This is a genomic window from Labedella populi (genome assembly GCF_004078655.1).
GTDB classification, from domain to species: Bacteria; Actinomycetota; Actinomycetes; order Actinomycetales; family Microbacteriaceae; genus Labedella; species Labedella populi.
The window spans coordinates 404,472-428,280 of the sequence record NZ_RZNC01000002.1; the positions used below are offsets into that span (position 1 = coordinate 404,472).

The window sequence follows — 23,809 nt, forward strand, 5'->3', positions numbered from 1 at the left end:
CCCGAGTCGCGATAGCGTGAGGGGGTGGAAGACATGCTCGTGCGCATCGGTGAGATCGCCGAGCTCTTCACCTGGTTCGGTCTCCTCACGGGTGTGCTCGTCCTCCTCGCCGGCCTGACGGTCCGCCTCTTCGAGGGCAGCTGGCTGACGGCCGAGGCCGATGTCGCCGAGATCGATGGCGACGTGCAGCTCGCCTGGGTGGGGGAGGACGGAGAGGTGTACCGCCGTTTCCTCGATCCGGACGAGAGGCACTCGATCGGCTCGTCCGAGAGGGTGACGGTGCACTACCGCCGTGACAGGCCGCTGCGGGCGCATCTCGACAAGCGGACGCATGGATCGCGCGTGCTCGTCCTCCTCGGGATCATCCTCACGGGCGTCGGTCTCGTCGCGGCCGTCGCCCAGATCGTCATCGTCGTCGCGCTCGGGTGAGCGAGCGCGCAAGCCGGCGTGCGACGGGGAATACCCGAGGGGGGTGCACCGTTGACCTCAGTGACGGCCGATCGAGCGACGGCCGTCCGAACGGGCCGTATCGAGCCTCACGACGTCGAGTCGAGGCAGCACACGGTGGAGAGCCCGAGGCCTCGCTGGGCAGCGCAGCCCGAAGCACCATCGCTGAACCGGGAGAGGAGTGCGCCATGGGTAGGACCATCATCGAATTCGAAGACGAGCACGGAGTCGTCACTCGGTACCGTCGCCACGAGAACGGGCGCGGGAACGTCGCGACGTCCGCGCGCGTCGACCCCTCGACACTCGTCGAGTCGACGGCGTACGTCGAGTCCGGCGCACGCATCGGCCGCAGTGTCATCGTGAGCGGCGGCAGTTGGATCGATCGGGACGCCGTCGTGCTCGATCACGCCGTCATCGGCGCGGGAGTGCACGTGGGTGAGGGTGCCGTCGTCGGCCGTGGGGCCGAGATCGGCAGCTTCTCGCGTATCGGCGCGGGAGCGACCATCGGCGACTTTGCACGGCTCGCGAACGACACGAAGGTACCGGAGGGCGGAGACGTCCCGGCCGGTCGGATCCCGCGGGTCCTCCCGCGAGCCCGATCCGCCGCCTGACATCATCGCCCGGGCCGGATCGCCATCATGACCGGATCGCCATCCTGACCGGATCGCCATCCTGACCAAATCGCCATCCTGAGCAGGGCCGTCACGGAATCGTGACGGCCCTGCTCACGTGTTCGAACACCATGCTCGTGCGCGTCGAGGCCACGAACGGGTGCGCCGAGAGATGCTCGAGGACGAAGTCGCGGACGTGTGCGCTGTCGCGCGCCGCGATGTGCAGGATGAAGTCCTCGGAACCCCCGAGGAAGAACAATTGCAGCACGTCCGGCATGCGCCGCATCTCGGCGCTGAACTCCGCCATCCGGTGACGCGCCCCGGAACGCACGCTCACGCTGATGAGGGCCTGCAGCCCGAGTCCGAGCGCTGCCGGGTCGACCTTCGCTTCGAACCCCGTCACGACCCCGCGATCGATGAGCGATCGGACTCGTGCGATACACGTGGACGGGGCGATCCCGACGCGTTCGGCGAGGTGGTTGTTCGGGATACGCGCATCCTTCTGCAAATGTTCGATGATGGCCGCGTCGACGTCATCGATCGTGCCCCCGGCCCGGTCGCGAACATTGTTCTGCGCCACCTCGTGTCTCCGTCCTGCTGCCGCAGAAAAGGCGGCTTGCCCACCCAATAGCTGCTCGATGTTCTGAGTTTACGCCGTCGCAACGAATCGGTCGTCAGAATGACACCATGCCCGCTACGGGCCGTGCGGCGAGAAGAGGAGAACACCATGCGGGTCGGAGTGCCGACGGAGATCAAGAACAACGAGAACCGCGTCGCGGTCATGCCTGCGGGGGTGCACGAGTTCGTGCGACGAGGCCACGAGGTCCTCGTCCAATCGGGTGCCGGGCTCGGCTCGTCCGTGTCCGACGAGGACTTCGCGGACGCCGGAGCCACGATCGTTGCCGGCGCCGACGCGGTGTGGGAAGGCTCAGACCTCCTCCTCAAGGTCAAGGAGCCGATCGAGGTCGAATACTCCCGGATGCGCGCCGACCAGGTCCTCTTCACCTACCTGCACCTCGCCGCATCGCGGGCGTGCACCGACGCGATTCTCGCGGCGCGCACCACGGCGGTCGCTTACGAGACCGTGCAGCTCGCGGACCGGTCGCTCCCGTTGCTCTCGCCCATGAGCGAGGTCGCCGGTCGGCTTTCGGCTCTCGTCGGCGCCTACCACCTCATGCGGTCGGCGGGCGGTCGCGGGACCTTGCTCGGCGGAGTGCCGGGAACGCCGAAGGCGAAGGTCGTCGTCATCGGCGGCGGTGTCGCGGGTGAGCACGCCGCCGCGAACGCGCTCGGCATGGGGGCCGACGTGACGATCGTGGACCTCTCGATCCCGCGCCTGCGTGATCTCGAACGCCGCTTCCAGGGGGCGATCCGCACGGCGGTGTCCTCGCATTACGAGATCGCGCAACTCGTGCGTGATGCCGACCTCGTCGTGGGATCGGTCCTCATCCCGGGCGCGCAAGCGCCCAAACTCGTGACCGACGAGATGGTCGCGTCGATGAAGCCGGGATCCGTGCTCGTCGACATCGCGATCGACCAGGGTGGCTGTTTCGAGGGCTCCGTGGCCACCACGCACGACGATCCCACCTTCCGCGTCCACGACAGCATCTACTACTGCGTCGCCAACATGCCGGGTGCCGTGCCCGAGACGTCGACGCGGGCCCTCACGAACGCGACCCTGCCGTACGCACTCGCGCTCGCCGACAAGGGATGGCGCCGGGCCCTCGTCGAGGACGCGGCCCTGCGGGCGGGGCTCAACGCGCACGACGGCGTGCTTACGAACGCCGGTGTGGCGTCGGCGCTCGGGTACGACCTCGCCGCGATCGATGAGGTCCTCGCCACGACCTCGCGCTCGGAGCCTGTGCTCGCCTGACGCGGACGAGCGCGGTCGAGACGCTGTCACACGGAACGCCCGCGTCCCCGGATCCCGGGGACACGGGCGTTCTGTTCGGTCGCGCGGGCGGCCGTCGGCCGCTCCGCTCGGATCACTCGGCCGGAGCAGCCTCAGAAGTGGCCGTGTCCGAACGGCCCTCCTCGGACTCCGCGATGCGTCGCCGGACGTCGTCCATGTCAAGGTCCTCGATCGCGGTGACGAGCTGCTCGAGCGCGGCGGGCGGGAGCGCGCCGGGCTGCGAGAAGACGAGGATTCCGTCCCGGAAGCCCATGAGCGTGGGGATGGATGTGATGCCGGCAGCGCTCGAAAGCCGCTGCTCCGCCTCGGTGTCGACCTTTCCGAACACGACGCCCGGGTGCTTCTCCGACGCCGCCGTGAATGTCGGGGCGAACTGGCGACACGGGCCGCACCACTCCGCCCAGAAGTCGACGAGCACAATGCCGTTCTCCTCGACGGTCGTCCCGAAGGTCTCCTCGGTGAGTTCGATGGTCGCCATGGGTTCTCCTCTTCGTCCGTCGACCGACGTGGCCGATCGGTCCGTCGGTACGGGCGACGGTTCACGCCGCCCACACGATCTCCAACAGTGGACCGCCGCTGGAGATTCCCGGCCCGGTCGGCGCGGTCTTCACAGGCTATGCGCCGGATGCCGACGTAGGCTTGTCGACGGTGCCGACGCGCGGTGGCACTGACCCGACGAACTCGCGAAGGAGGCGATCACACGGTGTACGACCTGCTCCCCGGCGGCCAGACCATGTGGTTCCTCTTCATCGCCCTCATGCTCGTCATCCTGCTGGCTCTCTTCGGCCGCAGCCTCTGGCGGAGCTTCTCGAGCGGCGCGTCCGCGCGCTTCGACGTCACGGAGATCCCGGCGGACCTGCCGGGCAGTCGAGAGTTCATCGTGCGCGACGACAAGACCGGAGCGCTCCTGCAGTTCCTCACGATCCAGGGCCACGGTCGCATCGTGAGCGTCGAGGTGCCGGCGCGTCATCGCGGGACGGGGACCGAACTCGAACTCTTCGAGGCGAGCTTGTCGGCCGTCCCGGACATCGCGTGGTGGACGTGGCCGCCGACGACCCCCGAGGGCTCCGTCGCGCTCCGTCAGCTCGCCCAGCGGCGTCCGGAACTCACGTTCTGGGACGCGAGCGGCGCGCGCATCGTCTGAGCCGCGTCCTCGGCTAAGATGAGACCATGGCCTTCGCGATCTCGATCCTGCTCTTCCTTGCCGGAATGTACCTCTTCGCGCTCGCGTTCCTCGTCCCCGGGTTCGAGGGTGTCATCTTCATCGCCGGTGTGCTCGTCGTGAGCCTCGCGATCTTCATCCCGGTTCACATCCTGCGCAAGAACTAGCGTCCCGCGCCGCGGTCCTCTCCGCTCCCCGGTGACACCCCGGGGAGGTATTCTGAGCCCGTGATCGACGACATCAAGAAGCGCTCCCTCCACCGCATCCGTATCCTCGAGGGCCAGATGCGCGGCCTTGAGAAGATGGTGGAGAACGAGGACTACTGCATGGACATCATCACGCAGTCGCTCGCCATCCAGAAGTCCCTCGGCTCGCTCAACAAGCTCATCGTCGAGAACCACCTCCGCACGCACGTCACATCGATGTTCGAAGCGGGTGGTGAGGAGCGGGAGGCCGCGGTGGCGGAGTTGCTCAAGGTGTTCGAGCTCTCCAACAACCGGGGTTCCTGAATCAGGCGCGCGACTCGGTGCGCGACGTCCCCACCGGGCCGAGCAACGCGGTCGCGACGGTCGAGTGAGCGGATTCGGGGTCCGATGGGTGGAAGATCCCCGCGAGCACGTCGCGATACAGCCGACTCAGTTCGTTCTGCGAGAAGTAGCTCGAACCGCCCGAGACACGGATCGCCTGGTCCACGACGACGCGAGCGGTTTCGGTCGCTCGTGTCTTGAGACCGACGAGGGTCCGGAACCACTGCGTGCCGCGGTCGACGCCGTTCTCGACGTCCGCCGCGACGGTGGCGATCTGCGGCCACAAGGCGTCATGAGCGATCGCCGCGTCCGCGAGGCGCCACCGGAGGTCCGGGTCGTCCGCGAGAGGGGCGCCCGTCCGTTTCGACCGGCGGCGCGTCACGCCGTCGACGGCGAGTTCGAGGGCTCGACCGCTGATGCCCGTATAGACGGACGCGATGAGCGATTCGAAGACCGCGAAGATCGCGAAGACGAGAGGATCGGCGTTCGGCCCGGGATCGAGTCGCCGCAGGACGCCGCCGGCGGGAGCGTGCGCTCCTTCGAGCACGGTCGTCCGGCTCTGGCTCGCGCGCATGCCCAGGGTGTCCCAATCGTCGTGTGTCGTGACGCCCTCTCGTGAGACGAGGGCGTAGACGATCTTCGGACCGTCGGGCGACGTCGAGTCGAGACCGGTGACGCCGAGCGTCGTCCAGGCCGGGGCGAGCGACGTGAAGATCTTCGTGCCCGTGAACGAGTAGCCACCGGCGCCGTCCGGCTCCGCCACCGTGTCCGACCCGAAGAGCACGAGGTCGTTGCCGGCCTCGCTGATTCCGAAGGCGAGCACCTCGCCGGCGGCCGCTCGTCGCTCGACTTCCGCGAGACCGGTGTCTCCCCTCCGACGGAGGAGGCGGGCGACGCCCGTCCACACGAGATGCATGTTGACGGCGAGGGCCGTCGCAGGGGCGGCGGCGGCGAGTCGCGATTGCGCCTCGGCGACCTCGACGAGCGAGGCGTCGAGGCCGCCGAGTTCGGCGGGAAGGAAGGACAGGAGGTAACCGGCGGCGGCGAGCTCGTCGAGGTCCTCCGTGAAGAAGGCGTTCTCCCGGTCGTACCGGGCAGCGCGCGAGTGGATGCGGGCGAGCAGCTCGTCGCTCAGGAGTTGCGTCATGTCTCGTCCTTCGGGCCGGGTGGGGGAGTGCGTGGTGTCCGGGGCGCCGCACGGCTCGACCCGGTCGAACGTGTCGTGGCGTTCGACGTGGTTCTCGGTTTGGCCTTCGGTGCGGCCTTCGATTTCGCGTCCGGTTTCACCGTCGGTTCCACCGTGGGTGTCGCTGGAGGCTCTGTCGGAGTCGGCGCCTCCGACATCGGCGGCGCCCCGTCCGTGCGCGGGTCCGCTGTCGGCAGGGGAGGCCTCGGGGGAATCGGGTGTTCCGGGTCCGCCGGGGGGTTCTGGGCCGCAGGCGGCGTCCCGACGGGACGGGGAACCTCGGACGTCGCACCGGGAACCCCGCCCGGACCGGGAGTGCCGGCCCGACCGGGAGTGCCTGCCGGACCGGGAGTGCCTGCCGGACGCCGGATGCGGCGCCGGCGGCCCAGCCACCAGACGAGAGCGCCGACCGCGGCGACGAGGAGCAGCCACGGGATGAGCACCCCGACGACGACGAGGGCCCCCGACAGGAACGACCCGACGGAACGGAACCCGAGCACGAGTCCGCTCCAGAGGTCCGTCGGTCCGGTCCCGCCGACTTCTTCGGGGACGCCGATGTCGATCGTCACGGTCGAGAAGGCCACCTGTTCGACGAGCGACTGCTGCTGGGCCATGAGGCTGTCGCGCTCGGCCTGGCGGCTCGTGAGTTCGTTCTCGATGGTGATGAGGTCGGACGTGGAACTCGCGCCCGCGAGGAGTTCGAGCAAGCGGTCGATCGAGGCTTCGAGAGCGCCGATCCGCGCCGTGATGTCGGCCACCGATGAGGTCACGTCACGTCGGTCGAGAGCCGACGACACGACGGTCGCGAGCTCGGCGATCTCGTCCATCGTCTCGTCGAGCTCGTCCGTCGGGACGCGCAGGACGAGGGAGGCCGACGCCGGCGTTGCGGCTCCCGCAGGTGAGTCCGAGCGTTGATCCACGCGACCGCCCACGGCGGACGTGATCTCCTCGATCGCGTCCGCGACGGCCAAGGGTCGTGCATCGCCGAGGGACATCCACGCCGTCACGATGATGTCACGCTCGGCATCCGAATCGCCGTCCTCCTCGGCGCCGCCGTCCGGGACCGAGCCAGGGACCGAGCCCGGGAGGGGTTCGACCGGCAGCCGCTCGCCCGGGAGGACGCGGCCGGGTGCCGGGACTGCCCCGCCGCCATCCGACGATGAGCCGCCGGAGGATGAACACGACGTCACCCCCAGGACGATCGCGAGGGCGGCGATCAGGACGGCGGGGGCTCGTGACGATCGGGACATGTCTTCACCTTACGAGCGGCCGTCGTCGCGGATCGTCACGGATTGCTCACGAATCCACCGGCGCCGGAGGTTCATCGAACGTTGAACGAACCTTCGAACCGAGAGCGGATTTTTCGATTATCGTGCGCAGGCTCTACCGAATGACCCCTGTTCGGGAGTATCGTCTCGTAACCCCACGACGGACCCGAATCCCCAGTGGGCATCGTGTCGGCGGCCGTTACCGCGGCACCGACACGAACCGATGACACGGGCGTTCCCCCGGACGCCCTCGCGTCGTCCCGGTTGTGGAGTCGCACCCTCCTCACCTGTTGAACCCGAAACGACAGACGCCTATCAGGAGGCTTGTGCATGCCCATTTCCTTCGACCGTGCCCACGGTGAACCCATGAGACTCATGGTGATCGTGGGCAGCGTCCGACCCGGCAGAGCCGGATTGCCCGTGTCCCTCTGGGTCCACGATCGCGTGTCCGAGGTCGGCGGCTTCGAGATCGACTTCGTCGATCTCGCGGAGCTCGCCCTTCCCTTCATGAACGAGCCCCTCGATCCGAAGCTCGGTCGCTACTCGTACCGCCACACGCACGCGTGGAGCCGGCGCGTCGACGCCGCTGACGCTTTCGTCTTCGTTGCACCCGAGTACAACCACTCTTACGCTCCCGCACTCAAGAACGCGATCGACTATCTCTTCCACGAGTGGTCTCGGAAGCCGGTCGGATTCGTGAGCTACGGGGGAGTGGCGGGCGGGACGCGCGGCGTCGCCGCTTTGCTGCCGGTCCTGCACAGCCTCGGACTTGTGCCCACGACCGCGACGGTCGACGTCCCCTTCGTGCGGCGGCAGGTCGACGACGGCTTCTTCCTGCCGACGGACCGTCAGTCGGCCGCTCTCGACTCGATGCTCATCGAGATCAAGGAGCTCGAACAGTCCCTCTCGGTCGTGCGCCGCGAGGCGCTCGTCGCGCGGTAGGACCGCTCGAACGGAAGCGGGACCGCCTGCGGTGGTCCCGCTTCCGGCGGTCCCGCTTGCGGCGGTCGGGGATGCATCGGCGCCCGCTCGTCGGGTTCCGCCAGGGGGTCGCCCGGCATTCCTCATCAGGAGGGCTGAATGGGCACCGGTTCCGTGTCCGCGAGCGGGCTCGCGTCGCGGCCACGGAGGTCGGGGTGCCAGCGCTTCCCGAGCGCCGGCACGACGAAGCCCACGAGGGCGAGCGCGATGGCGGCCCAGAAGGCGCCGCTCGGTCCGCTCTCGTCAATGAGGAAGCCGGCGGCGGCCGAACCGAGGGCCGCTCCGATGAGCTGACCCGTGCCGACCCAGCCGTACGCCTCGGCGGTGTCGCTGAACTTCACACTCGACGAGACGATGGCGAAGAGCACGGCGAGCGCGGGGGCGATGCCGATGCCCGCGATGAACAGCGTGACGGCGAGCCACCAGGCGTTGAGGAAGAGCGCGGCGAGCGCGACTCCTGCGAAGACCACGAACATGCGACGTGCGAGAGCCCACGGGCCGATCGGGACGTGACCGAGCGCGAGCCCTCCCGCGAGGCTGCCGACAGAGAAGATGGCGAGCACGATGCCCGCTTCGAGGCCGTCGTGTCCGAATGTCGCGACGACTCCGGCCTCGATCGCGGAGCACGCCCCGATGAGCAGGAATCCGACGACGGTCGCGAGGAGGACGGGGGGCTTCGCGAGCACCTGCCCGACCTTGCGGCGACTGCGGGGGATGCGGACACGGCCGACCTCGGGTGAGGCGATGAACCAGATGCCGCCGACGACCATGATGACGACGGCGAGCATGATGCCCCACACGGTGCCGACCTGCGTGGAGACGAACGTCGTGATGACGGGGCCCAGGACCCAGATGATCTCTTGCGCCGATGCGTCGAGCGAGAAGAGCGGGGTGAGCTGTTGCGAGGTCACCATCTTGGGATAGATGGTGCGCACGGCCGGTTGGATCGGGGGCGTGCTGATGCCCGCGAAGAAACCGAGCACCATGTAGAGGGGGACGGACATCTCCACGAGCGCGATCGTGCTGACGACGACGACCGAGACCACGAGCGTCGTGACGAGGACCTTGCGCATTCCCCACGAGCCCATCCAGCGGCTCGTGAGCGGGCCGGCGATCGCCTGTCCGATGCTCGTCGCGGCGAGCACGAGTCCCGCGGCACCGTATGAGCCCGTCACTTGCTCGATGTGCAGGAGAAAGGCGAGCGAGAGCATGCCGAAGGGGAAGCGCGCGACGAGTTGCGCGCCGATGATCCGGGCGACGCCGGGGGCCGCGAGGAGGCTTCGGTAGCTGGACACAGGACAACAGTGTATTGGGGTGCGACACGCCGACATGAAGAGGTCGCGAACCGGAATGTCGGTGGTCCGGAATACGTTGAAATCTGTGGAGGGATCGCAACGGATCCGCTCAAGATTTCCGGCGGAATCGGCGTTTTTCCTCGTTCGGGGGAGGGGCCGCGATCGGTGGAGAAATGAGTGGATAACTCGCGATTCCCGTGGATAACCCGGTGGAAAACTACATCCGTGTAACTACTACCCCTTGGGGTGCAGACTCGGCGGGCTCACTAGATGTAGTATCGGAAGCCCGGTGGGAAACACCGGAGGTCCAACCGGTCCGCCGGTGGAGACCGCTCTCCAGGAGCGGGAATCCCGACCTCCAGATCACCCCGCCGGCATCAACTTCCAGAACGATCCGCACTCGAGGAGAAAGGTCCCCACCATGGCGATCACCGTTTACACGAAGCCCTCTTGCGTGCAGTGCACGGCCACGTACCGCGCACTCGACAGCAAGGGCATCGAATACGAGGTCTTCGACCTCTCCGCCGACGAGAAGGCGCTCGAAGCGGTCAAGTCGCTCGGGTACCTCCAGGCACCCGTTGTCATCGCCGACGAGGACCACTGGTCCGGCTTCCGCCCCGACAAGATCGAGGAGCTCGCCCAGCGCCTCGCGTAGGGCTACCGCCGACGGCGCCGATCGGCGCCACGAGAGAGGGGGCGGTCACTGAGCCCCTCTCGACCCGGTTCGTCCCGGATCCCCTCATCGCTCGATGGAAGCCCTCGGGAGGCGACACTATGGAGACGGGTTCTCCGGAGACCGCGACCCCTCGGATCGTCTACTTCTCGAGCGTCTCCGGCAACACCAAGCGATTCATCGACAAGCTCGGCGTGCCCGCGAAGCGCATCCCGCTCTTCGCCAAGGACCCGGCGCTCACGGTCGACGAACCCTACGTGCTCGTCCTCCCGACCTATGGAGGCGGCTCCGAGGGCGGAGCGGTGCCCAAACAGGTCATCCGCTTTCTCAACGACCCCCACAACCGTTCCCTCATCCGCGGCGTCATCGCGGCGGGGAACACGAATTTCGGCGAGGCCTACGGGATCGCCGGCGACATCATCTCGGCCAAGTGCCACGTGCCGAACCTCTATCGCTTCGAACTCTTCGGGACCCCCGACGACGTCGAGCAGGTTCATGACGGATTGGAACAGTTTTGGAACAGACAGTGACGGAGATCCCCGCCGTTCAGGGTATGGATTACCACTCCCTCAACGCGATGCTCAATCTCTACGGCCCGAACGGCGAGATCCAGTTCGACAAGGACCGTGAGGCGGCGCGCGAGTACTTCCTGCAGCACGTCAACCAGAACACGGTGTTCTTCCACACGCTCAAGGAGCGCCTCGACTATCTCGTCGAGAAGCAGTACTACGAGAAGGACGTGCTCGACAAGTACCCCTTCGAGTTCATCTCGCAGCTCAACGACCTCGCCTACTCGAAGAAGTTCCGCTTCCAGACCTTCCTCGGCGCGTTCAAGTACTACACGTCGTACACGCTCAAGACGTTCGACGGAAAGCGCTACCTCGAGCGCTTCGAGGACCGCGTGGTCATGACGGCGCTCGGCCTCGCCGACGGCGACCAGCAGCTCGCCACAAACCTCGTCGAGGAGATCATCTCCGGTCGCTTCCAGCCGGCCACGCCGACCTTCCTCAACTCGGGCAAGGCGCAGCGCGGCGAGCTCGTGAGCTGCTTCCTCCTCCGCATCGAGGACAACATGGAGTCGATCGCCCGCGGCATCAACTCCGCCCTGCAGCTCTCGAAGCGCGGCGGCGGCGTCGCCCTCTCGCTGTCGAACATCCGCGAGTCGGGTGCGCCGATCAAGCAGATCGAGAACCAGTCGTCGGGCATCATCCCCGTCATGAAGCTCCTCGAGGACTCGTTCAGCTACGCGAACCAGCTCGGAGCGCGTCAGGGCGCCGGCGCCGTGTACCTCTCGGCGCACCACCCCGACATCCTGCGCTTCCTCGACACCAAGCGCGAGAACGCCGACGAGAAGATCCGCATCAAGACCCTCTCGCTCGGCGTCGTCATCCCCGACATCACGTTCGAACTCGCGAAGAACGGGGAGGACATGTACCTCTTCTCCCCGTACGACGTCGAGCGCGTCTACGGTGTGCCCTTCGGCGACATCTCCATCACGGAGAAATACCAGGAGATGGTGGACGACGCCCGCATCAAGAAGACCAAGATCAAGGCGCGCGACTTCTTCCAGACGATCGCCGAGATCCAGTTCGAGTCGGGCTACCCGTACATCGTGTACGAGGACACCGTGAACGGTGCGAACCCCATCAAGGGCCGCATCAACATGTCGAACCTCTGCTCCGAGATCCTGCAGGTCAACACTCCGACGACCTACAACGAGGACCTCTCGTACAAGGAGATCGGCAAGGACATCTCCTGCAACCTCGGCTCGCTCAACATCGCGCTCACGATGGACTCTCCCGATTTCGGCCGCACGGTCGAGACGGCGATCCGTGGTCTCACGTCGGTGTCCGACCAGAGCCACATCACGTCGGTCCGCTCGATCGAGGACGGCAACGACAAGTCGCACGCCATCGGCCTCGGCCAGATGAACCTGCACGGATTCCTCGCTCGTGAGCGCATCCACTACGGCAGCGAAGAAGGCATCGACTTCACGAACATCTACTTCTACACGGTGCTGTTCCACGCCTTGCGGGCGTCGAACCGGATCGCGATCGAGCGCGGCACGACCTTCGAGGGCTTCGAGGACTCGACCTACGCGTCTGGCGCCTTCTTCGACAAGTACGTCGAGCGTGTGTGGGAGCCCGAGACGCCGCGTGTGCGGGAGCTCTTCGCCTCCGCAGGTGTCGCGATCCCGACGCAGCAGGACTGGGCGGCCCTCAAGGCCTCGATCCAGCAGCACGGCATCTACAACCAGAACCTCCAGGCCGTGCCGCCGACGGGCTCGATCTCGTACATCAACAACTCGACGTCGTCGATCCACCCGATCGCGTCGAAGATCGAGATCCGCAAGGAAGGCAAGCTCGGTCGCGTGTACTACCCGGCGCCGTTCATGACGAACGACAACCTCGAGTACTACACCGACGCGTACGAGATCGGCCCGGAGAAGATCATCGACACCTACGCCGCGGCGACGCAGCACGTCGACCAGGGCCTGTCGCTCACGCTGTTCTTCAAGGACACCGCGACGACGCGCGACATCAACAAGGCGCAGATCTACGCATGGCGCAAGGGCATCAAGACGATCTACTACATCCGTCTGCGCCAGCTCGCCCTCGAGGGCACCGAGGTCGAGGGCTGCGTCAGCTGCATGCTGTAGAGGCTCGACCCCTCCGGTCCCTGAGCCCGACCGCCCCGAGCCTGTCAGAGGGTCGAAGGGCGACAGGCTCAGGGACCACCCCCGTATCACCACCGCACCTTTCCGAACTCCCCGAAAGAAGTCACCCAGTGTCTGAGAAGCTCAAGCTCGTCGACTCGGTCCAGGCCATCAACTGGAACCGGATCGAGGACGAGAAGGACGTCGAGGTCTGGAACCGCCTCGTCAACAACTTCTGGCTGCCCGAGAAGGTGCCGCTGTCGAACGACGTCCAGTCGTGGAACACGCTCACCCCGACCGAGCAGCAGCTGACGATGCGGGTGTTCACGGGGCTCACGCTCCTCGACACGATCCAGGGCACCGTCGGCGCCGTGTCGCTCATCCCCGACGCGCTCACGCCGCACGAGGAGGCCGTCTACACGAACATCGCGTTCATGGAGTCGGTCCACGCGAAGAGCTACTCGTCGATCTTCTCGACGCTCGCATCGACGCGCGAGATCGACGACGCCTTCCGTTGGTCGGTCGAGAACCCGAACCTGCAGAAGAAGGCCGCGATCGTCATGGAGTACTACCGTGGCGACGAGCCCCTCAAGCGGAAGGCCGCCTCGACGCTGCTCGAGTCGTTCCTGTTCTACTCCGGCTTCTACCTGCCGATGTACTGGTCGAGCCGCGCCAAGCTCACCAACACGGCCGACATGATCCGCCTCATCATCCGCGACGAGGCCGTTCACGGGTACTACATCGGCTACAAGTTCCAGAAGGGGCTCGAGAAGCTCACGGAGTCCGAGCGCCAGGACATCAAGGACTACACGTTCTCGCTCCTGTACGAGCTCTACGACAACGAGGTGCAGTACACGCAGGACCTCTACGACGAGGTCGGTCTCACCGAGGACGTCAAGAAGTTCCTGCACTACAACGCGAACAAGGCGCTCATGAATCTCGGCTACGAGCCGATGTTCCCGAAGACCGTCACCGACGTGAACCCGGCGATCCTGTCGGCGCTCTCGCCGAACGCCGACGAGAACCACGACTTCTTCTCGGGGTCAGGCTCGTCGTACGTCATCGGAAAGGCCGTCAACACCGAGGACGAGGACTGGGACTTCTAGTCCGCACCGATCCTGATGCCACGACAAGGGCCCCCGACGCACCGTCAGGGGCCCTCGTCTGTCTCACCGCGGGCGGAACACTGCCAGCGAGTCACTCGTCACGGCGCCGCGAGGCATGAGCCGATATCGACCTTCCCCCTGGAAGATCGACCGGAGCCCACGCCCCGCGCGTCTTTTCCGCACCTCCGCGGCGGGCGGTCGGTGCGGACGAGATGGCAGCATCGACGGACACCCCCACCCCGTTGTGTCGTCGTTCGGAGCGGAACCGATACCGGGTTGGTCGATCGGGACGGGCCTCGTCTGCATACGGTGCGGGCCGCGGTCGTCCCCCCTCCGACGACCGCGGCCCACACCGTGCCTGAGCTCCGGTCAGTGCACCGCCTCCGGGTCGCGGTGCGCGGAACCCGAGCCCACGAGTGAATCGAAGTAGCGACGCTCCGCCGCGGACGCCATCCGGTCGGGGACGTACACCGCGCCGCTCGCGCGGGCGGATCCCGCACGTACCGCCGCCTGTCGCGTCCATTCCCAGATGCGTTCCATGACCGATCCCACTCCTTCGGCGTCCGCATGGACGCCTCCTCACTGAAGGAGATGCCGGGACGTCGCGATCATGACGGCGGTGGGGAGGGAAATCCGGAGAAGGGACTCGACGAGGCCATCAGTCGGCACGGAGTCCGCGCCACCCGGGTGTCAGGAGTCGAGAGCGGAGTGCGTGCCGAGCGAGTGCCAGGTGCGATTGTGATAGACGAGAGGGGCGCCGTGCTCCCGGCCGCCGGCGTCGCCCGCGGTCTGGCTCGTCTCGAGGGCGTGCACGGCGATGATCGTCGAGTTGCCCGCTTCCATGCGGTTGATGACGCGTCCCCGGATCCACGTGCTGACGCCCGTGAAGACGGGCTCGCCGGTGGAAAGACGCGACCACGCCGAGGTGTCCGCGAACCGGTCCACGCCGCTCGTGGCTCCGAGCTTCGCGAGGTCGAGTCGGTCGGCGTCGAGGATGTGTACGACGAGCGTGTCTGCAGTCGTGATGACGGGGGCCGTCGAGGACGACGACGAGATCGAGAAGACGAAGATCGGCGGCTCGGCGCTCACGGAGAAGACCGAGGTGGCGGTGAGCGCAGCGGGTCCGCTGCCGTTGTCCGCCGTAATGAGAGACACCCCTGCGGCGTGGTGCCGGAAGACCGCCTTGAACTCATCGGGACCGACCCCGTCGAAGCCCAGGCGCGGGGTCGAGTCGTCGGAGAAGGATGCTGCGGAGTTCGTGATGCTCACCGGGGGTTCCTCGATCTGTCGTCTGCCATGTGAGGGAACGCACCGGCACTCCCTCACATTCCAACCTCGTCGCTTCCGTCCACCACGGCAAGCCCGGTTACCGTCTGTGACGACCGTGGTACGGCCCGCCGTAGGCTGGCGGGATGACGGTGCTGATCTCGGTCGAGGACGTGCGTGCGCTCCAGCTCGAGGGGACGCGGGTCCACGTTCTCGACGTCCGGTGGCGCCTCGATCGGCCCGACGGCCGCCCCGACGTCGCCGCCGGTCACATCCCGGGCGCGGTGTTCGTCGACCTCGAGTCGCAGCTCGCGGGTCTCGGCGAACCGACCGACGGTCGACACCCTCTCCCCACCCGCGAGGACCTCGAGGAGGCCGCTCGCGCCTGGGGTCTCGACGAGGGCGATCCCGTCGTCGTGTACGACGACCTCGGGGGCATGTCCGCCGCCCGCGCGTGGTGGCTACTGCGCCATCACGGGGTCCGGAACGTCCGCATCCTCGACGGCGCGTTCCGCGCGTGGAAGGACGCGGGCCTCCCGATCGAGGAGGGCCTCGTCGATCCTCCGAGGGGATCCATCACGCTGACAGAGGGCGGGTCACGCGTCGTCGACGTGGACGAGGTGGCCTCCGTCCCCGCCGACGGCGTACTCGTCGACGCGCGTGCCGCCGAACGCTACGCCGGGGACGTCGAGCCCGTCGACCCTCGCGCCGGACACATCCCCGGCGCGGTCAGCGCTCCGACGGCGGGGAACCTCGCGCCCGACGGTCGATTCCTTCCGCCCGACGTGCTCCGTGAACGCTTTCGGGCCGCCGGGGTTGTGGCGGACCGTGATGTCGCTGTCTATTGCGGCTCGGGAGTGACGGCGGCCCACACGATTGCGGCCCTCGCGGTCGTCGGGATCGACGCAGCCCTCTTCCCCGGCTCGTGGAGCGCATGGTCCAACCACCCGGACCGCCCCGTCGCGACCGGCCCCACCCCCTGATCCGGAACCCACCGCGCCAGGCCGCGTTTTGCGTACGCAACGGACATCTGCGGGTGCGATGACACCCGCGGAAGGCGTTTGCGTACGCAAAACGCAGGGAGACCCCGGCTCAGGCCGCGAGGACCTTCGTGATGCGTTGAAGCGAGACCGACTCGGAGGTGCCGAGCTGGGTGGCGAAGAGGCTCACGCGGAACTCCTCGAGCATCCAGCGTGCGTGCACGAGCGACGGCCGACCGTGCTGATCGATCGGGATCGTGCCGCCGGCCGCGGTGAAGCGCTCCGCAGCCGACTGGTACTCGGTCATCCAGGCGCGGTCGCGGTGCGGGTTGTCGGGGAGCTTCTCCGCCCGCATCCGGATGCCCGAGAGGTAGCGGGGCAGGTGCTGGAGACGCGCAAGGCCCGTCTGCCCGACGAATCCCGGTCCCACGAGCGACTCGAGCTGAGAACGCGCATCGGCGACCTGCGCGATGACCGCCATCCCCGTCGCGTCCTTGAGTGCCTTGTCGGCGGCCCGGGCCGCCTGCAGGATCCGCGCGACGAGGGAGACCGTCTCGAACATGGTGTTCATGACCGCGCCCGACACCCGGTCCCTGATCGCCTCGTACTGGCCCCGGAGGAACACGGTGCCGTCCGGGCTCACGCGGTACAACACGTCATCGATGCACGCGAGGAGGCAGTCGTCGAAGAGGGCATTCGTCGAGGCGTATCGGCTCGTCGCGAGCGAGAGCTTTTCGTTCTGCGTGAGGTGGGACTGGACGTACGACGCGGGCGACGGCACGGCGAGCCGGAGGAGACGGCGGACGCCCGCCGGTAGCGTCTTCGCCTGCTCCTCGGGTGTCGCCACGATGCTGATCGACACGGAATCGCCGTCGTCGATGAGCGTCGGATAGCCCCGCACGACGCCGCCGCCTTGCTTCACGTCGATGAAGCGGGGCAACTCGTCGATGTCCCACGTCGTGAGGCCGCGCCGCTCGATCGCGTGCGGGCTCGACTCGGCGACGGACGCGACGCTTTGCGCCGACCGCGACGCGAGCCGCTCCTGCAGTCGGCCGAGGTCGCGCCCACTGCCCACCTCGCGGCCGCGCTCATCCACAACGCGGAAGTTCATCTTCAGGTGGTCCGGCACGCGGGCGACGTCGAAGTCGCCCGCTTCGATCGCCATGTACGACAGCCGTTTGATGGACATGGCGAGTCGCGCCGCAAGCGTGTCGGCATTCGTCGTCGGCGCCACGTCGGGTTGGTCCGGCAGATCGGCGAGCAGCTTCTCCGCCCAGTCCGCCGCGGGCACGACGTTTCGTCGGATGGCCTTCGGCAGCGACTTGATCATCGCCGTCACGAGGTCTTTGCGGAACCCGGGGACCTGCCAGTCGAAGCCGGCGGGGGAGAGGCGCGGCAGCAGGGCGAGCGGGACCTGCACGGTCACGCCGTCGTCGTCGGAGCCCGGGTCGAAGCGGTACCGCAAGCGGAGCTTCTGATCGCCCTGGCGCCAGGTGGGCGGGAAGAGCGACTCATCGACCTCCGCGACCTCTTCCTCCGGCAGGAGGTCGGCGCGCGTCATGGTGAGGAGGTCCGGCGTCTTCGCCCGCGTCTGACGCCACCAGCCCTCGAAGTCGCGCGTCGTCGCGACATCGGCCGGGATCCGGGCGTCGTAGAAGTCGAAGACCGTTTCGTCGTCGACGAGGATGTCTCGTCGGCGCGTGCGTTCCTCGAGTTGCTCGAGCTCACGGCGCAGCGCCTTGTTCGCCCGGTCGAAGGCTTGCGGCGACTCCCACTCACCCTCGACGAGGGCGTGCCGGATGAAGAGTTCGCGGCTCAGCTCGGGGTCGATGCGCTTGTACTGCACGCGCCGCTTGGGGACGATCGGCACCCCGTAGAGGGTGACCTTCTCGTAGGCCACGACGGCGCCTTGCTTCTTCTCCCAGTGCGGTTCCGAGTAGCTGCGCTTGCAGAGGTCGCCGGCGATCTGCTCGGCCCACGCCGGATCGATCGACGCGTTGTTGCGGGCGAAGAGCCGGGATGTCTCGACGAGCTCGGCGCTCATGACCGCATTCGGCTGCTTCTTCGCGAGTGCGGAACCCGGGAAGATCACGAAGCGCATTCCGCGTGCGCCGACGTAGTCGCCCTTTTTCGGCGGCCCCGGCATCTTCCGGTCCCGGTTGCCCGACGGCTTCGCCGCCGCGGCAGCCGACTGGTCCTTCACGCCGATGTGGGAGAGGAGGCCCGAGAGCAGGGAGCGGTGGATTCCGTCCGGATTGACGGCCGGTTCGCCGACCGTGAGACGCAGGGGCTTTGCGAGGCGCTTGAGCTGCCGGTAGACGTCCTGCCACTCCCGGACCCTCAGATAGTTGAGGAATTCGGCCCGGCACAGTCGGCGGAAGGCGCTCGACGAGAGCTCGCGCTGCTTCTCCTCGAGGTAGTTCCAGAGATTCAGGAGAGAGAGGAAGTCGCTCGTCGGGTCGGCGAATCGTCCGTGGAGTTCGTCGGCCCGACCGCGCTGCTCGAGCGGGCGCTCGCGCGGGTCCTGGATCGTGAGGGCCGCGACGATCGCGAGCACTTCGCGCGTCGTGTTCCAGCGGCGCGACTCGACGATCATGCGTGCGAACCGAGGATCGATGGGCAGCCTCGCGAGGTCGCGACCGGTGCGGGTGAGGCTCGGTTCGGCGCTTCGCGGATCCTTCAGGGCGCCGAGCTCGGCGAGGAGGTCGAGGCCGTCACGCACGCCGCGCGTGTCCGGCGGCTGCAGGAACGGGAACTTCTGGATGTCGCCGAGACCGAGCGACACCATCTGGAGGATCACGGCCGCGAGGCCCGTGCGCAGGATCTCCGGCTCGGTGTATTCGGGGCGCCGCTCGAAGTCCTCCTCTGAGTAGAGGCGGATGGCGATGCCCGCGCTCGTGCGACCGGCACGGCCCGAGCGCTGACGAGCGGAGGCTTGCGAGATCGCCTCGATCGGAAGACGCTGCACCTTCGATCGGGTGCTGTAGCGGGAGATGCGTGCGGTACCGGCGTCGATGACATAGCGGATTCCGGGCACGGTGAGGCTCGTCTCGGCGACGTTCGTCGCGAGGACGACACGCCGCCGCACGCCCGCGACGGTCGACGGGCGGAAGACGCGATGCTGCTCCTCGGAGCTCAGCCGACCGTAAAGGGGGAGGATCTCCGTGACGCCGCCGCGTTCCCCGGCGTACTTCGCACGGAGCGCGTCCGCGGCGTCCCGGATCTCGGCCTCGCCCGAGAGGAAGACGAGCACGTCGCCCGAGCTCTCGCGGGCCAGCTCATCGAGGGCGTCCGAGATGCCCTCGATGTAGTTGCGGTCGTCGCTCGGGGCGTCCGAAACCTCATCGTCGTCGTCGGTCGACTGCTCGGCGACGAGCGGGCGATAGCGGATCTCGACGGGATAGGTGCGACCGGACACCTCGACGATCGGCGCGTCGCCGAAGTGCTTCGAGAAGCTCTGCGGGTCGATCGTCGCCGACGTGATCACGATCTTGAGGTCGGGCCGCTGGGGGAGGAGCTGCTTGAGGTAACCGAGCAGGAAATCGATCGTCAAGCTGCGCTCATGCGCCTCGTCGATGATGATGGTGTCGTAGCGACGCAGCAGGCGGTCCCGCTGCATCTCCGCGAGCAGGATGCCATCGGTCATGAGCTTGATCTTCGTGTCGGCCGAGACCGTGTCGGTGAAGCGGACCTGGTAGCCGACGATCCCGCCGAGTTCCGTGCCGAGTTCGTCGGAGATGCGCTCGGCGATCGTGCGGGCGGCGATCCGGCGCGGCTGCGTGTGGCCGATGCTCTCGCGACCGAGCTCGAGGCAGATCTTCGGGAGCTGGGTCGTCTTCCCCGAGCCGGTCTCGCCCGCGACGATGACCACCTGGTTGTCCCGGATCGCTGCGGCGATCTCGTCGCGCATGGCGCTGACGGGCAGCTCTGGGGGATAGACGATCGCGGGAAGCATAGCCCTCCATCGTACGACGGCGGCGAACTCTCTCGGACGCTTTCCCGGCTCGGCGACCCACGCGCGTCCAGCGCATGAGGAGACGACACGCAACCCCATGTCGGTGTCGGTGGGCGTCGCTAGCGTTGAGGTCATGACTGTTCCCACTCTTGACCTCAATTCCGGCCACTCCATCCCGCAGCTCGGCTTCGGCGTCTTCAAGGTGGACCCGGCCGAGACCGAGCGCATCGTGACCGACGCGCTCGAGGCCGGCTATCGCCACATCGACACCGCCGCCATCTACGGCAACGAGGAGGGCGTCGGCCGCGCCATCGCCGCCTCCGGGATCGCACGCGACGAACTCTTCATCACGACGAAGCTGTGGAACGACGACCAGGGCACCGACTCCGCCTTCGCCGCGATGGACCGCAGCCTCGAGAAGCTCGGACTCGACTACGTCGACCTCTACCTCATCCACTGGCCGACGCCGAAGAAGGACCGCTACATCGAGTCCTGGCACGCTCTCGAGCAGATCGCCGCCGACGGCAAGAGCCGGTCGATCGGTGTCTCCAACTTCCTCGTTCCGCACCTCGAGCGGGTCATCGCCGAGGGAGGGACCGTTCCGGCGGTCAACCAGATCGAGTTGCACCCGGCGTACCAGCAGCGTGACGTCACCGAGTTCAGCCGTGAGAACGGCATCCACATCGAGGCGTGGGGTCCGCTCGGGCAGGGCAAGTATCCGCTTTTCGACGAGGAGCCCGTCACCGCCGCAGCGCGCGTCCACGATGTCTCCCCAGCACAGGCCGTGCTCAAGTGGCACCTGCAGATCGGCAACATCGTCTTCCCGAAGTCGAACTCGCCGGAGCGCATCCGCGAGAACCTCGACCTGTTCGGGTTCGAGCTGACGCCCGAGGAGGTCGAGGCGATCTCGGGTCTCGAGCGCGGCGGTCGCGTGAGCGCGCACCCGGACGAGGTCAACTGACCGGAAGCAGCGACGATCCGACCGGCGGGAGGGATGGCATGACCGAGACGAGAGGGGACGCCGCAACGGCGGACACCGAGGTGACCGGGACGGCCTGGGACGACCACGCAGCCGAGGAATCCGCCGCGGAGGCCTTCGCCCGCGCGTGGAGCGCGTGGCATCGCGCGCGCTTGCGTGCCACGCTCTCGCCACTCGGCATCGCCTCGCTCACGGCGACGCACTGGCTCTCGAGCACGCCGCAGTCGCTCCCGGGTGTCCCCGGCGAGTGGTCGGCGGACATCGACACGGTCGTCGGTCGCGGTGCCGACCTCGACGGGCTCACCGTCCTGCGGGATGGCGAGTCGGTCGGGGTCGTCACGGGCGACGAGGCGCGATTGTCGCCGGGGACCGACCTCGTCTGGGGCGAGCGCCGCTTGCGCTTCTTCGACCGGGATGGTTCCCTCGCCCTCCGTGTGCTCGATCCCCACGCCGTCATCCGTCGCGAGACGAGCGGCATCGGCCACTTCCCGCCGGACGAGCGCTGGGTCGTCGAGGGGCGCTTCACCCCGGCTGACGACACGGCGACGATGTCGGTGACGGCGATCGACGGGTATGTCGCCGAGGAGCGCTTCGCGGGCACGGTCGCCCTGAGACTCGGCGAGGAGGAACTCGCGCTCACCGTCACCGGTGGCCCGCGTGGCCTGCGCGCTGTCATTGCGGACGGCACGAGCGGCACGGAGAGCTACCGCTTCCGGTTCCTCGGAATGCCCGCTCCCGGCCCCGACGGTGCGGTGCGCGTCGACTTCAATCGTGCGTACCTGCCGCCGTGCGCGTTCAGCGACGAGTACGTCTGTCCGCTGCCGCCGCCGAACAACCGGTTCTCGACGCCGGTCCGGGCGGGCGAGACGGCGCTCGTGCGGAGAGACGCGAGCGGCGACCACGGCACGGTCGCGGGCGCCGGGACGGTCTGACGATGGCCTCCCGACTCGCCGACGCCGTGAGCCCGTACCTGCGGGCGCACGCTGACAATCCCGTCGACTGGTGGCCCTGGGGCGAGGAGGCGTTCGCCGAGGCGCGGCGCCGCGACGTCCCCGTGTTCGTCTCGATCGGCTACGCGACGTGCCACTGGTGCCACGTCATGGCACGGGAGAGCTTCTCCGATCCTGAGGTCGCGCGCTTGATGGCCGACTCGGTCGTGAGCATCAAGGTCGATCGCGAAGAGCATCCGGGGGTCGACGCCGCCTTCCTCGCGAGCGCGAGTGCGTTCACGCAGAACCTCGGGTGGCCGCTCTCCGTGTTCGCGACACCCGAGGGCGAGGTCTTCTTCGCCGGCACCTACTTCCCACCGGCCGACGTCCAGGGGCACCCGTCCTTCCGGCGCGTCGTCGCCGCCGTGGTCGATGCCTGGACGAACCGGCGCGAGCAGGCGATCGCGACGGGATCGGCGGTCGCGAACGCCGTCCGGGCGAGCATGCCGACTTCCGCGGGCGACCCCGCTCTCCCGGATCGCGCGCAACTGGACCGTGCCGTCGACCTCATACGGAGTGCGGAGGACCGGGTCAACGGAGGATTCGGAGGGGCGCCGAAATTCCCCGTCGCCCCGGCGCTGCTGTTCCTCCTGAAAGCCGGCGGGGACGACATCGCCGCGCGCACGCTCGAGGCGATGGCGCGCTCGGATCTGCGCGACCCTGTCGAGGGCGGCTTCTTCCGCTACGCGACGGAGGCCGACTGGTCGGTGCCGCACTACGAGCGCATGCTGTACGACAATGCTCTGCTCCTCGATGCCTATACCCGTGCCTGGCGCCAGGATCCTTCGCGCTCCTGGGCCGCTGAGGCGGCCGCCGGCATCGCCCGCTTCCTCACGGGCACGATGCGGATCGCGGGCAGCGGCTTCGCGAGCGCCCAGGACTCGGAGAGCACCGTGCGCGGCGAGCGGTCGGAGGGGGGCTACTACGCGCTGTCGGCGGACGAGCGGCGTGCGGAGACGCCGCCCGCGCTGGATCGGAAGGTCCTGACGGGGTGGAACGGGCTCGCAATGGCAGCGCTCGCGCGTGCCGGGGAGGCCTTCGGGTACGCCGCCTGGCTCGCTGCCGCCGCCGAGGTGAGTGACGCGCTCGTCGCCGAGCACGTCCTGGCGGACGGTTCGCTCGTCCGTGCGACGCTCGAGGGCCGCGCCTCCTCGGCGGTCGCGACCCTCGAGGACCACGGGATGTTCGCCTCGGGACTCATCGCGGTCGGCCTCGCGGCGGAACGACCGGACCTCGTCGACGCCGGGCGGCGCGTGCTGGACGCGGTGCTGGACGCCGATGGCGGCTTCACCGAGCCGGGAGGCGGGGATCCCGTGCTCGTCGCCCGAGGACTCGCGCTCGCCGGCGACCCGTCCGAGGGTGCGTACCCCTCGGGCCGGAGCGCCTGCGCCGCTGCGGCGTTCGAGCTGTTCGCGCTGACGGGGGAGCAGCGCTACCGTGCCGCGGCAGCGTCCACCGTGGCGACCGTCTCCGCCCTCGCACTCGCGTCGCCGGTGTCGTTCGGCGCGAGCCTCGCTCTGGCGCACCGGCTGGCGTCCGACCTCGTGCAACTCGTGGTGATCAGACCCGACGACCTCGATCGCGCGCGCGACCCCCTCACCAGGAGTATCACCGGGGCGACGACCGCGACCGTCGCCGTCTCGGTGTCGGAACCGGCCGCCCGGGCTCTCGAGGAGGCCGGCTTCGAACTCTTCGCTGACCGTTCCCCGCGCGGGGGGAGTGCGGCCGCCTTCGTCTGCCGGGACTTCGTCTGTCGGCTCCCGGTGACGGAGCCCGACGAGGTGACGGCGGCGCTCCGCGGGTGAGTGGCGCTCGT

Annotated in this window: 23 protein-coding genes; 15 read left to right on the forward strand and 8 right to left on the reverse strand. The window is 68.1% G+C overall.

The features are described from left to right. The first annotated feature begins 24 nt into the window (after positions 1-24). Positions 25-429 carry a DUF3592 domain-containing protein gene (locus tag ELQ92_RS07540; protein WP_128498374.1) on the forward strand — a complete coding sequence of 135 codons (405 nt, stop codon included), beginning with the start codon at positions 25-27 and terminating at the stop codon, positions 427-429. 206 nt (positions 430-635) lie between these two features. Next, positions 636-1,058: a transferase gene (locus ELQ92_RS07545; protein WP_128498375.1), complete on the forward strand. Its 423-nt coding sequence runs from the start codon at positions 636-638 to the stop codon at positions 1,056-1,058. Positions 1,059-1,149: 91 nt separating this feature from the next. Here the strand turns inward: ELQ92_RS07545 and ELQ92_RS07550 are convergent, their stop codons facing one another. Continuing rightward, positions 1,150-1,638, reverse strand: a complete 489-nt coding sequence (locus ELQ92_RS07550) for an Lrp/AsnC family transcriptional regulator (protein ID WP_128498376.1) — start codon at positions 1,636-1,638, stop codon at positions 1,150-1,152. A 147-nt stretch (positions 1,639-1,785) separates the two neighbouring features. On the opposite strand from ELQ92_RS07550, the gene ald reads away from it, so the two are divergent. After that, the gene (gene ald, locus ELQ92_RS07555; protein WP_128498377.1) at positions 1,786-2,931 is read left to right on the forward strand and encodes an alanine dehydrogenase; all 1,146 of its coding nucleotides are present in this window, start codon (positions 1,786-1,788) and stop codon (positions 2,929-2,931) included. 112 nt (positions 2,932-3,043) lie between these two features. On the opposite strand, the gene ELQ92_RS07560 is transcribed toward ald, so the two are convergent. Then, a complete protein-coding gene (locus tag ELQ92_RS07560; RefSeq protein WP_128498378.1) occupies positions 3,044-3,448 on the reverse strand; it encodes a thioredoxin family protein in 405 nt (134 codons plus the stop codon). Positions 3,449-3,673: 225 nt separating this feature from the next. On the opposite strand from ELQ92_RS07560, the gene ELQ92_RS07565 reads away from it, so the two are divergent. The 3 genes from ELQ92_RS07565 to ELQ92_RS07570 are packed head-to-tail and all read left to right on the forward strand — an operon-like array spanning position 3,674 to position 4,641. Further along, positions 3,674-4,114 (forward strand): hypothetical protein, encoded by a 441-nt coding sequence (locus ELQ92_RS07565; RefSeq protein WP_128498379.1) that lies wholly within the window; start codon positions 3,674-3,676, stop codon positions 4,112-4,114. A 26-nt stretch (positions 4,115-4,140) separates the two neighbouring features. Continuing rightward, entirely contained in the window at positions 4,141-4,299 is a 159-nt protein-coding gene (locus ELQ92_RS16255; RefSeq protein ID WP_166426734.1) for a hypothetical protein, read from the forward strand. 60 nt (positions 4,300-4,359) lie between these two features. After that, entirely contained in the window at positions 4,360-4,641 is a 282-nt protein-coding gene (locus ELQ92_RS07570; protein WP_128498380.1) for a metal-sensitive transcriptional regulator, read from the forward strand. 1 nt (position 4,642) lies between these two features. Here the strand turns inward: ELQ92_RS07570 and ELQ92_RS07575 are convergent, their stop codons facing one another. Both ELQ92_RS07575 and ELQ92_RS07580 read right to left on the reverse strand, forming a co-directional pair. Further along, entirely contained in the window at positions 4,643-5,806 is a 1,164-nt protein-coding gene (locus tag ELQ92_RS07575) for an acyl-CoA dehydrogenase family protein (RefSeq protein ID WP_128498381.1), read from the reverse strand. Beyond that, positions 5,803-7,095, reverse strand: coding sequence for a DUF4349 domain-containing protein (locus ELQ92_RS07580; protein ID WP_128498382.1), 1,293 nt, complete (start codon positions 7,093-7,095; stop codon positions 5,803-5,805). Before ELQ92_RS07580 ends, ELQ92_RS07575 begins: the two co-directional genes overlap by 4 nt. A 348-nt stretch (positions 7,096-7,443) precedes the next feature. On the opposite strand from ELQ92_RS07580, the gene ELQ92_RS07585 reads away from it, so the two are divergent. Beyond that, on the forward strand, positions 7,444-8,055 hold the full coding sequence (locus ELQ92_RS07585) for an NADPH-dependent FMN reductase (protein WP_208004270.1): 612 nt from the start codon (positions 7,444-7,446) through the stop codon (positions 8,053-8,055). Positions 8,056-8,180: 125 nt separating this feature from the next. Here ELQ92_RS07585 and ELQ92_RS07590 read toward each other — a convergent pair whose 3' ends face one another. Beyond that, the gene (locus ELQ92_RS07590) at positions 8,181-9,389 is read right to left on the reverse strand and encodes an MFS transporter (RefSeq protein ID WP_128498383.1); all 1,209 of its coding nucleotides are present in this window, start codon (positions 9,387-9,389) and stop codon (positions 8,181-8,183) included. A 421-nt stretch (positions 9,390-9,810) separates the two neighbouring features. Here ELQ92_RS07590 and nrdH point away from each other — a divergent pair, with 421 nt between their 5' ends. The 4 genes from nrdH (at position 9,811) to nrdF (ending at position 13,824) form a co-directional block, all read left to right on the forward strand. After that, the gene (nrdH, locus tag ELQ92_RS07595; RefSeq protein WP_128495622.1) at positions 9,811-10,044 is read left to right on the forward strand and encodes a glutaredoxin-like protein NrdH; all 234 of its coding nucleotides are present in this window, start codon (positions 9,811-9,813) and stop codon (positions 10,042-10,044) included. Positions 10,045-10,163: 119 nt separating this feature from the next. Continuing rightward, on the forward strand, positions 10,164-10,592 hold the full coding sequence (gene nrdI / locus ELQ92_RS07600; protein ID WP_128498384.1) for a class Ib ribonucleoside-diphosphate reductase assembly flavoprotein NrdI: 429 nt from the start codon (positions 10,164-10,166) through the stop codon (positions 10,590-10,592). Between the two features lie 23 nt (positions 10,593-10,615). Then, positions 10,616-12,721, forward strand: a complete 2,106-nt coding sequence (gene nrdE, locus ELQ92_RS07605) for a class 1b ribonucleoside-diphosphate reductase subunit alpha (protein WP_128498552.1) — start codon at positions 10,616-10,618, stop codon at positions 12,719-12,721. 128 nt (positions 12,722-12,849) lie between these two features. After that, on the forward strand, positions 12,850-13,824 hold the full coding sequence (nrdF, locus tag ELQ92_RS07610; RefSeq protein ID WP_128498385.1) for a class 1b ribonucleoside-diphosphate reductase subunit beta: 975 nt from the start codon (positions 12,850-12,852) through the stop codon (positions 13,822-13,824). Positions 13,825-14,193: 369 nt separating this feature from the next. Here the strand turns inward: nrdF and ELQ92_RS16260 are convergent, their stop codons facing one another. Together ELQ92_RS16260 and ELQ92_RS07615 are read right to left on the reverse strand one after the other, a co-directional pair. Beyond that, positions 14,194-14,364 (reverse strand): hypothetical protein, encoded by a 171-nt coding sequence (locus ELQ92_RS16260; RefSeq protein WP_166426735.1) that lies wholly within the window; start codon positions 14,362-14,364, stop codon positions 14,194-14,196. A gap of 150 nt (positions 14,365-14,514) precedes the next feature. After that, positions 14,515-15,093 (reverse strand): flavin reductase family protein, encoded by a 579-nt coding sequence (locus ELQ92_RS07615; protein ID WP_243694919.1) that lies wholly within the window; start codon positions 15,091-15,093, stop codon positions 14,515-14,517. Between the two features lie 143 nt (positions 15,094-15,236). Between ELQ92_RS07615 and ELQ92_RS07620 the strand changes: the two genes are divergently transcribed. Further along, complete coding sequence (locus ELQ92_RS07620) at positions 15,237-16,073, forward strand: sulfurtransferase (protein ID WP_128498386.1); 837 nt, start codon at positions 15,237-15,239, stop codon at positions 16,071-16,073. 109 nt (positions 16,074-16,182) lie between these two features. Here the strand turns inward: ELQ92_RS07620 and hrpA are convergent, their stop codons facing one another. Continuing rightward, positions 16,183-20,025, reverse strand: a complete 3,843-nt coding sequence (gene hrpA, locus ELQ92_RS07625; protein WP_243694941.1) for an ATP-dependent RNA helicase HrpA — start codon at positions 20,023-20,025, stop codon at positions 16,183-16,185. A 133-nt stretch (positions 20,026-20,158) separates the two neighbouring features. Here hrpA and ELQ92_RS07630 point away from each other — a divergent pair, with 133 nt between their 5' ends. The 3 genes from ELQ92_RS07630 to ELQ92_RS07640 are packed head-to-tail and all read left to right on the forward strand — an operon-like array spanning position 20,159 to position 23,798. Then, positions 20,159-20,986: an aldo/keto reductase gene (locus tag ELQ92_RS07630; RefSeq protein ID WP_128498387.1), complete on the forward strand. Its 828-nt coding sequence runs from the start codon at positions 20,159-20,161 to the stop codon at positions 20,984-20,986. Positions 20,987-21,024: 38 nt separating this feature from the next. Next, entirely contained in the window at positions 21,025-21,936 is a 912-nt protein-coding gene (locus ELQ92_RS07635) for a DUF1684 domain-containing protein (protein ID WP_128498388.1), read from the forward strand. Positions 21,937-21,938: 2 nt separating this feature from the next. After that, positions 21,939-23,798 carry a thioredoxin domain-containing protein gene (locus ELQ92_RS07640; protein ID WP_128498389.1) on the forward strand — a complete coding sequence of 620 codons (1,860 nt, stop codon included), beginning with the start codon at positions 21,939-21,941 and terminating at the stop codon, positions 23,796-23,798. The last annotated feature ends 11 nt before the right edge of the window (positions 23,799-23,809 follow it).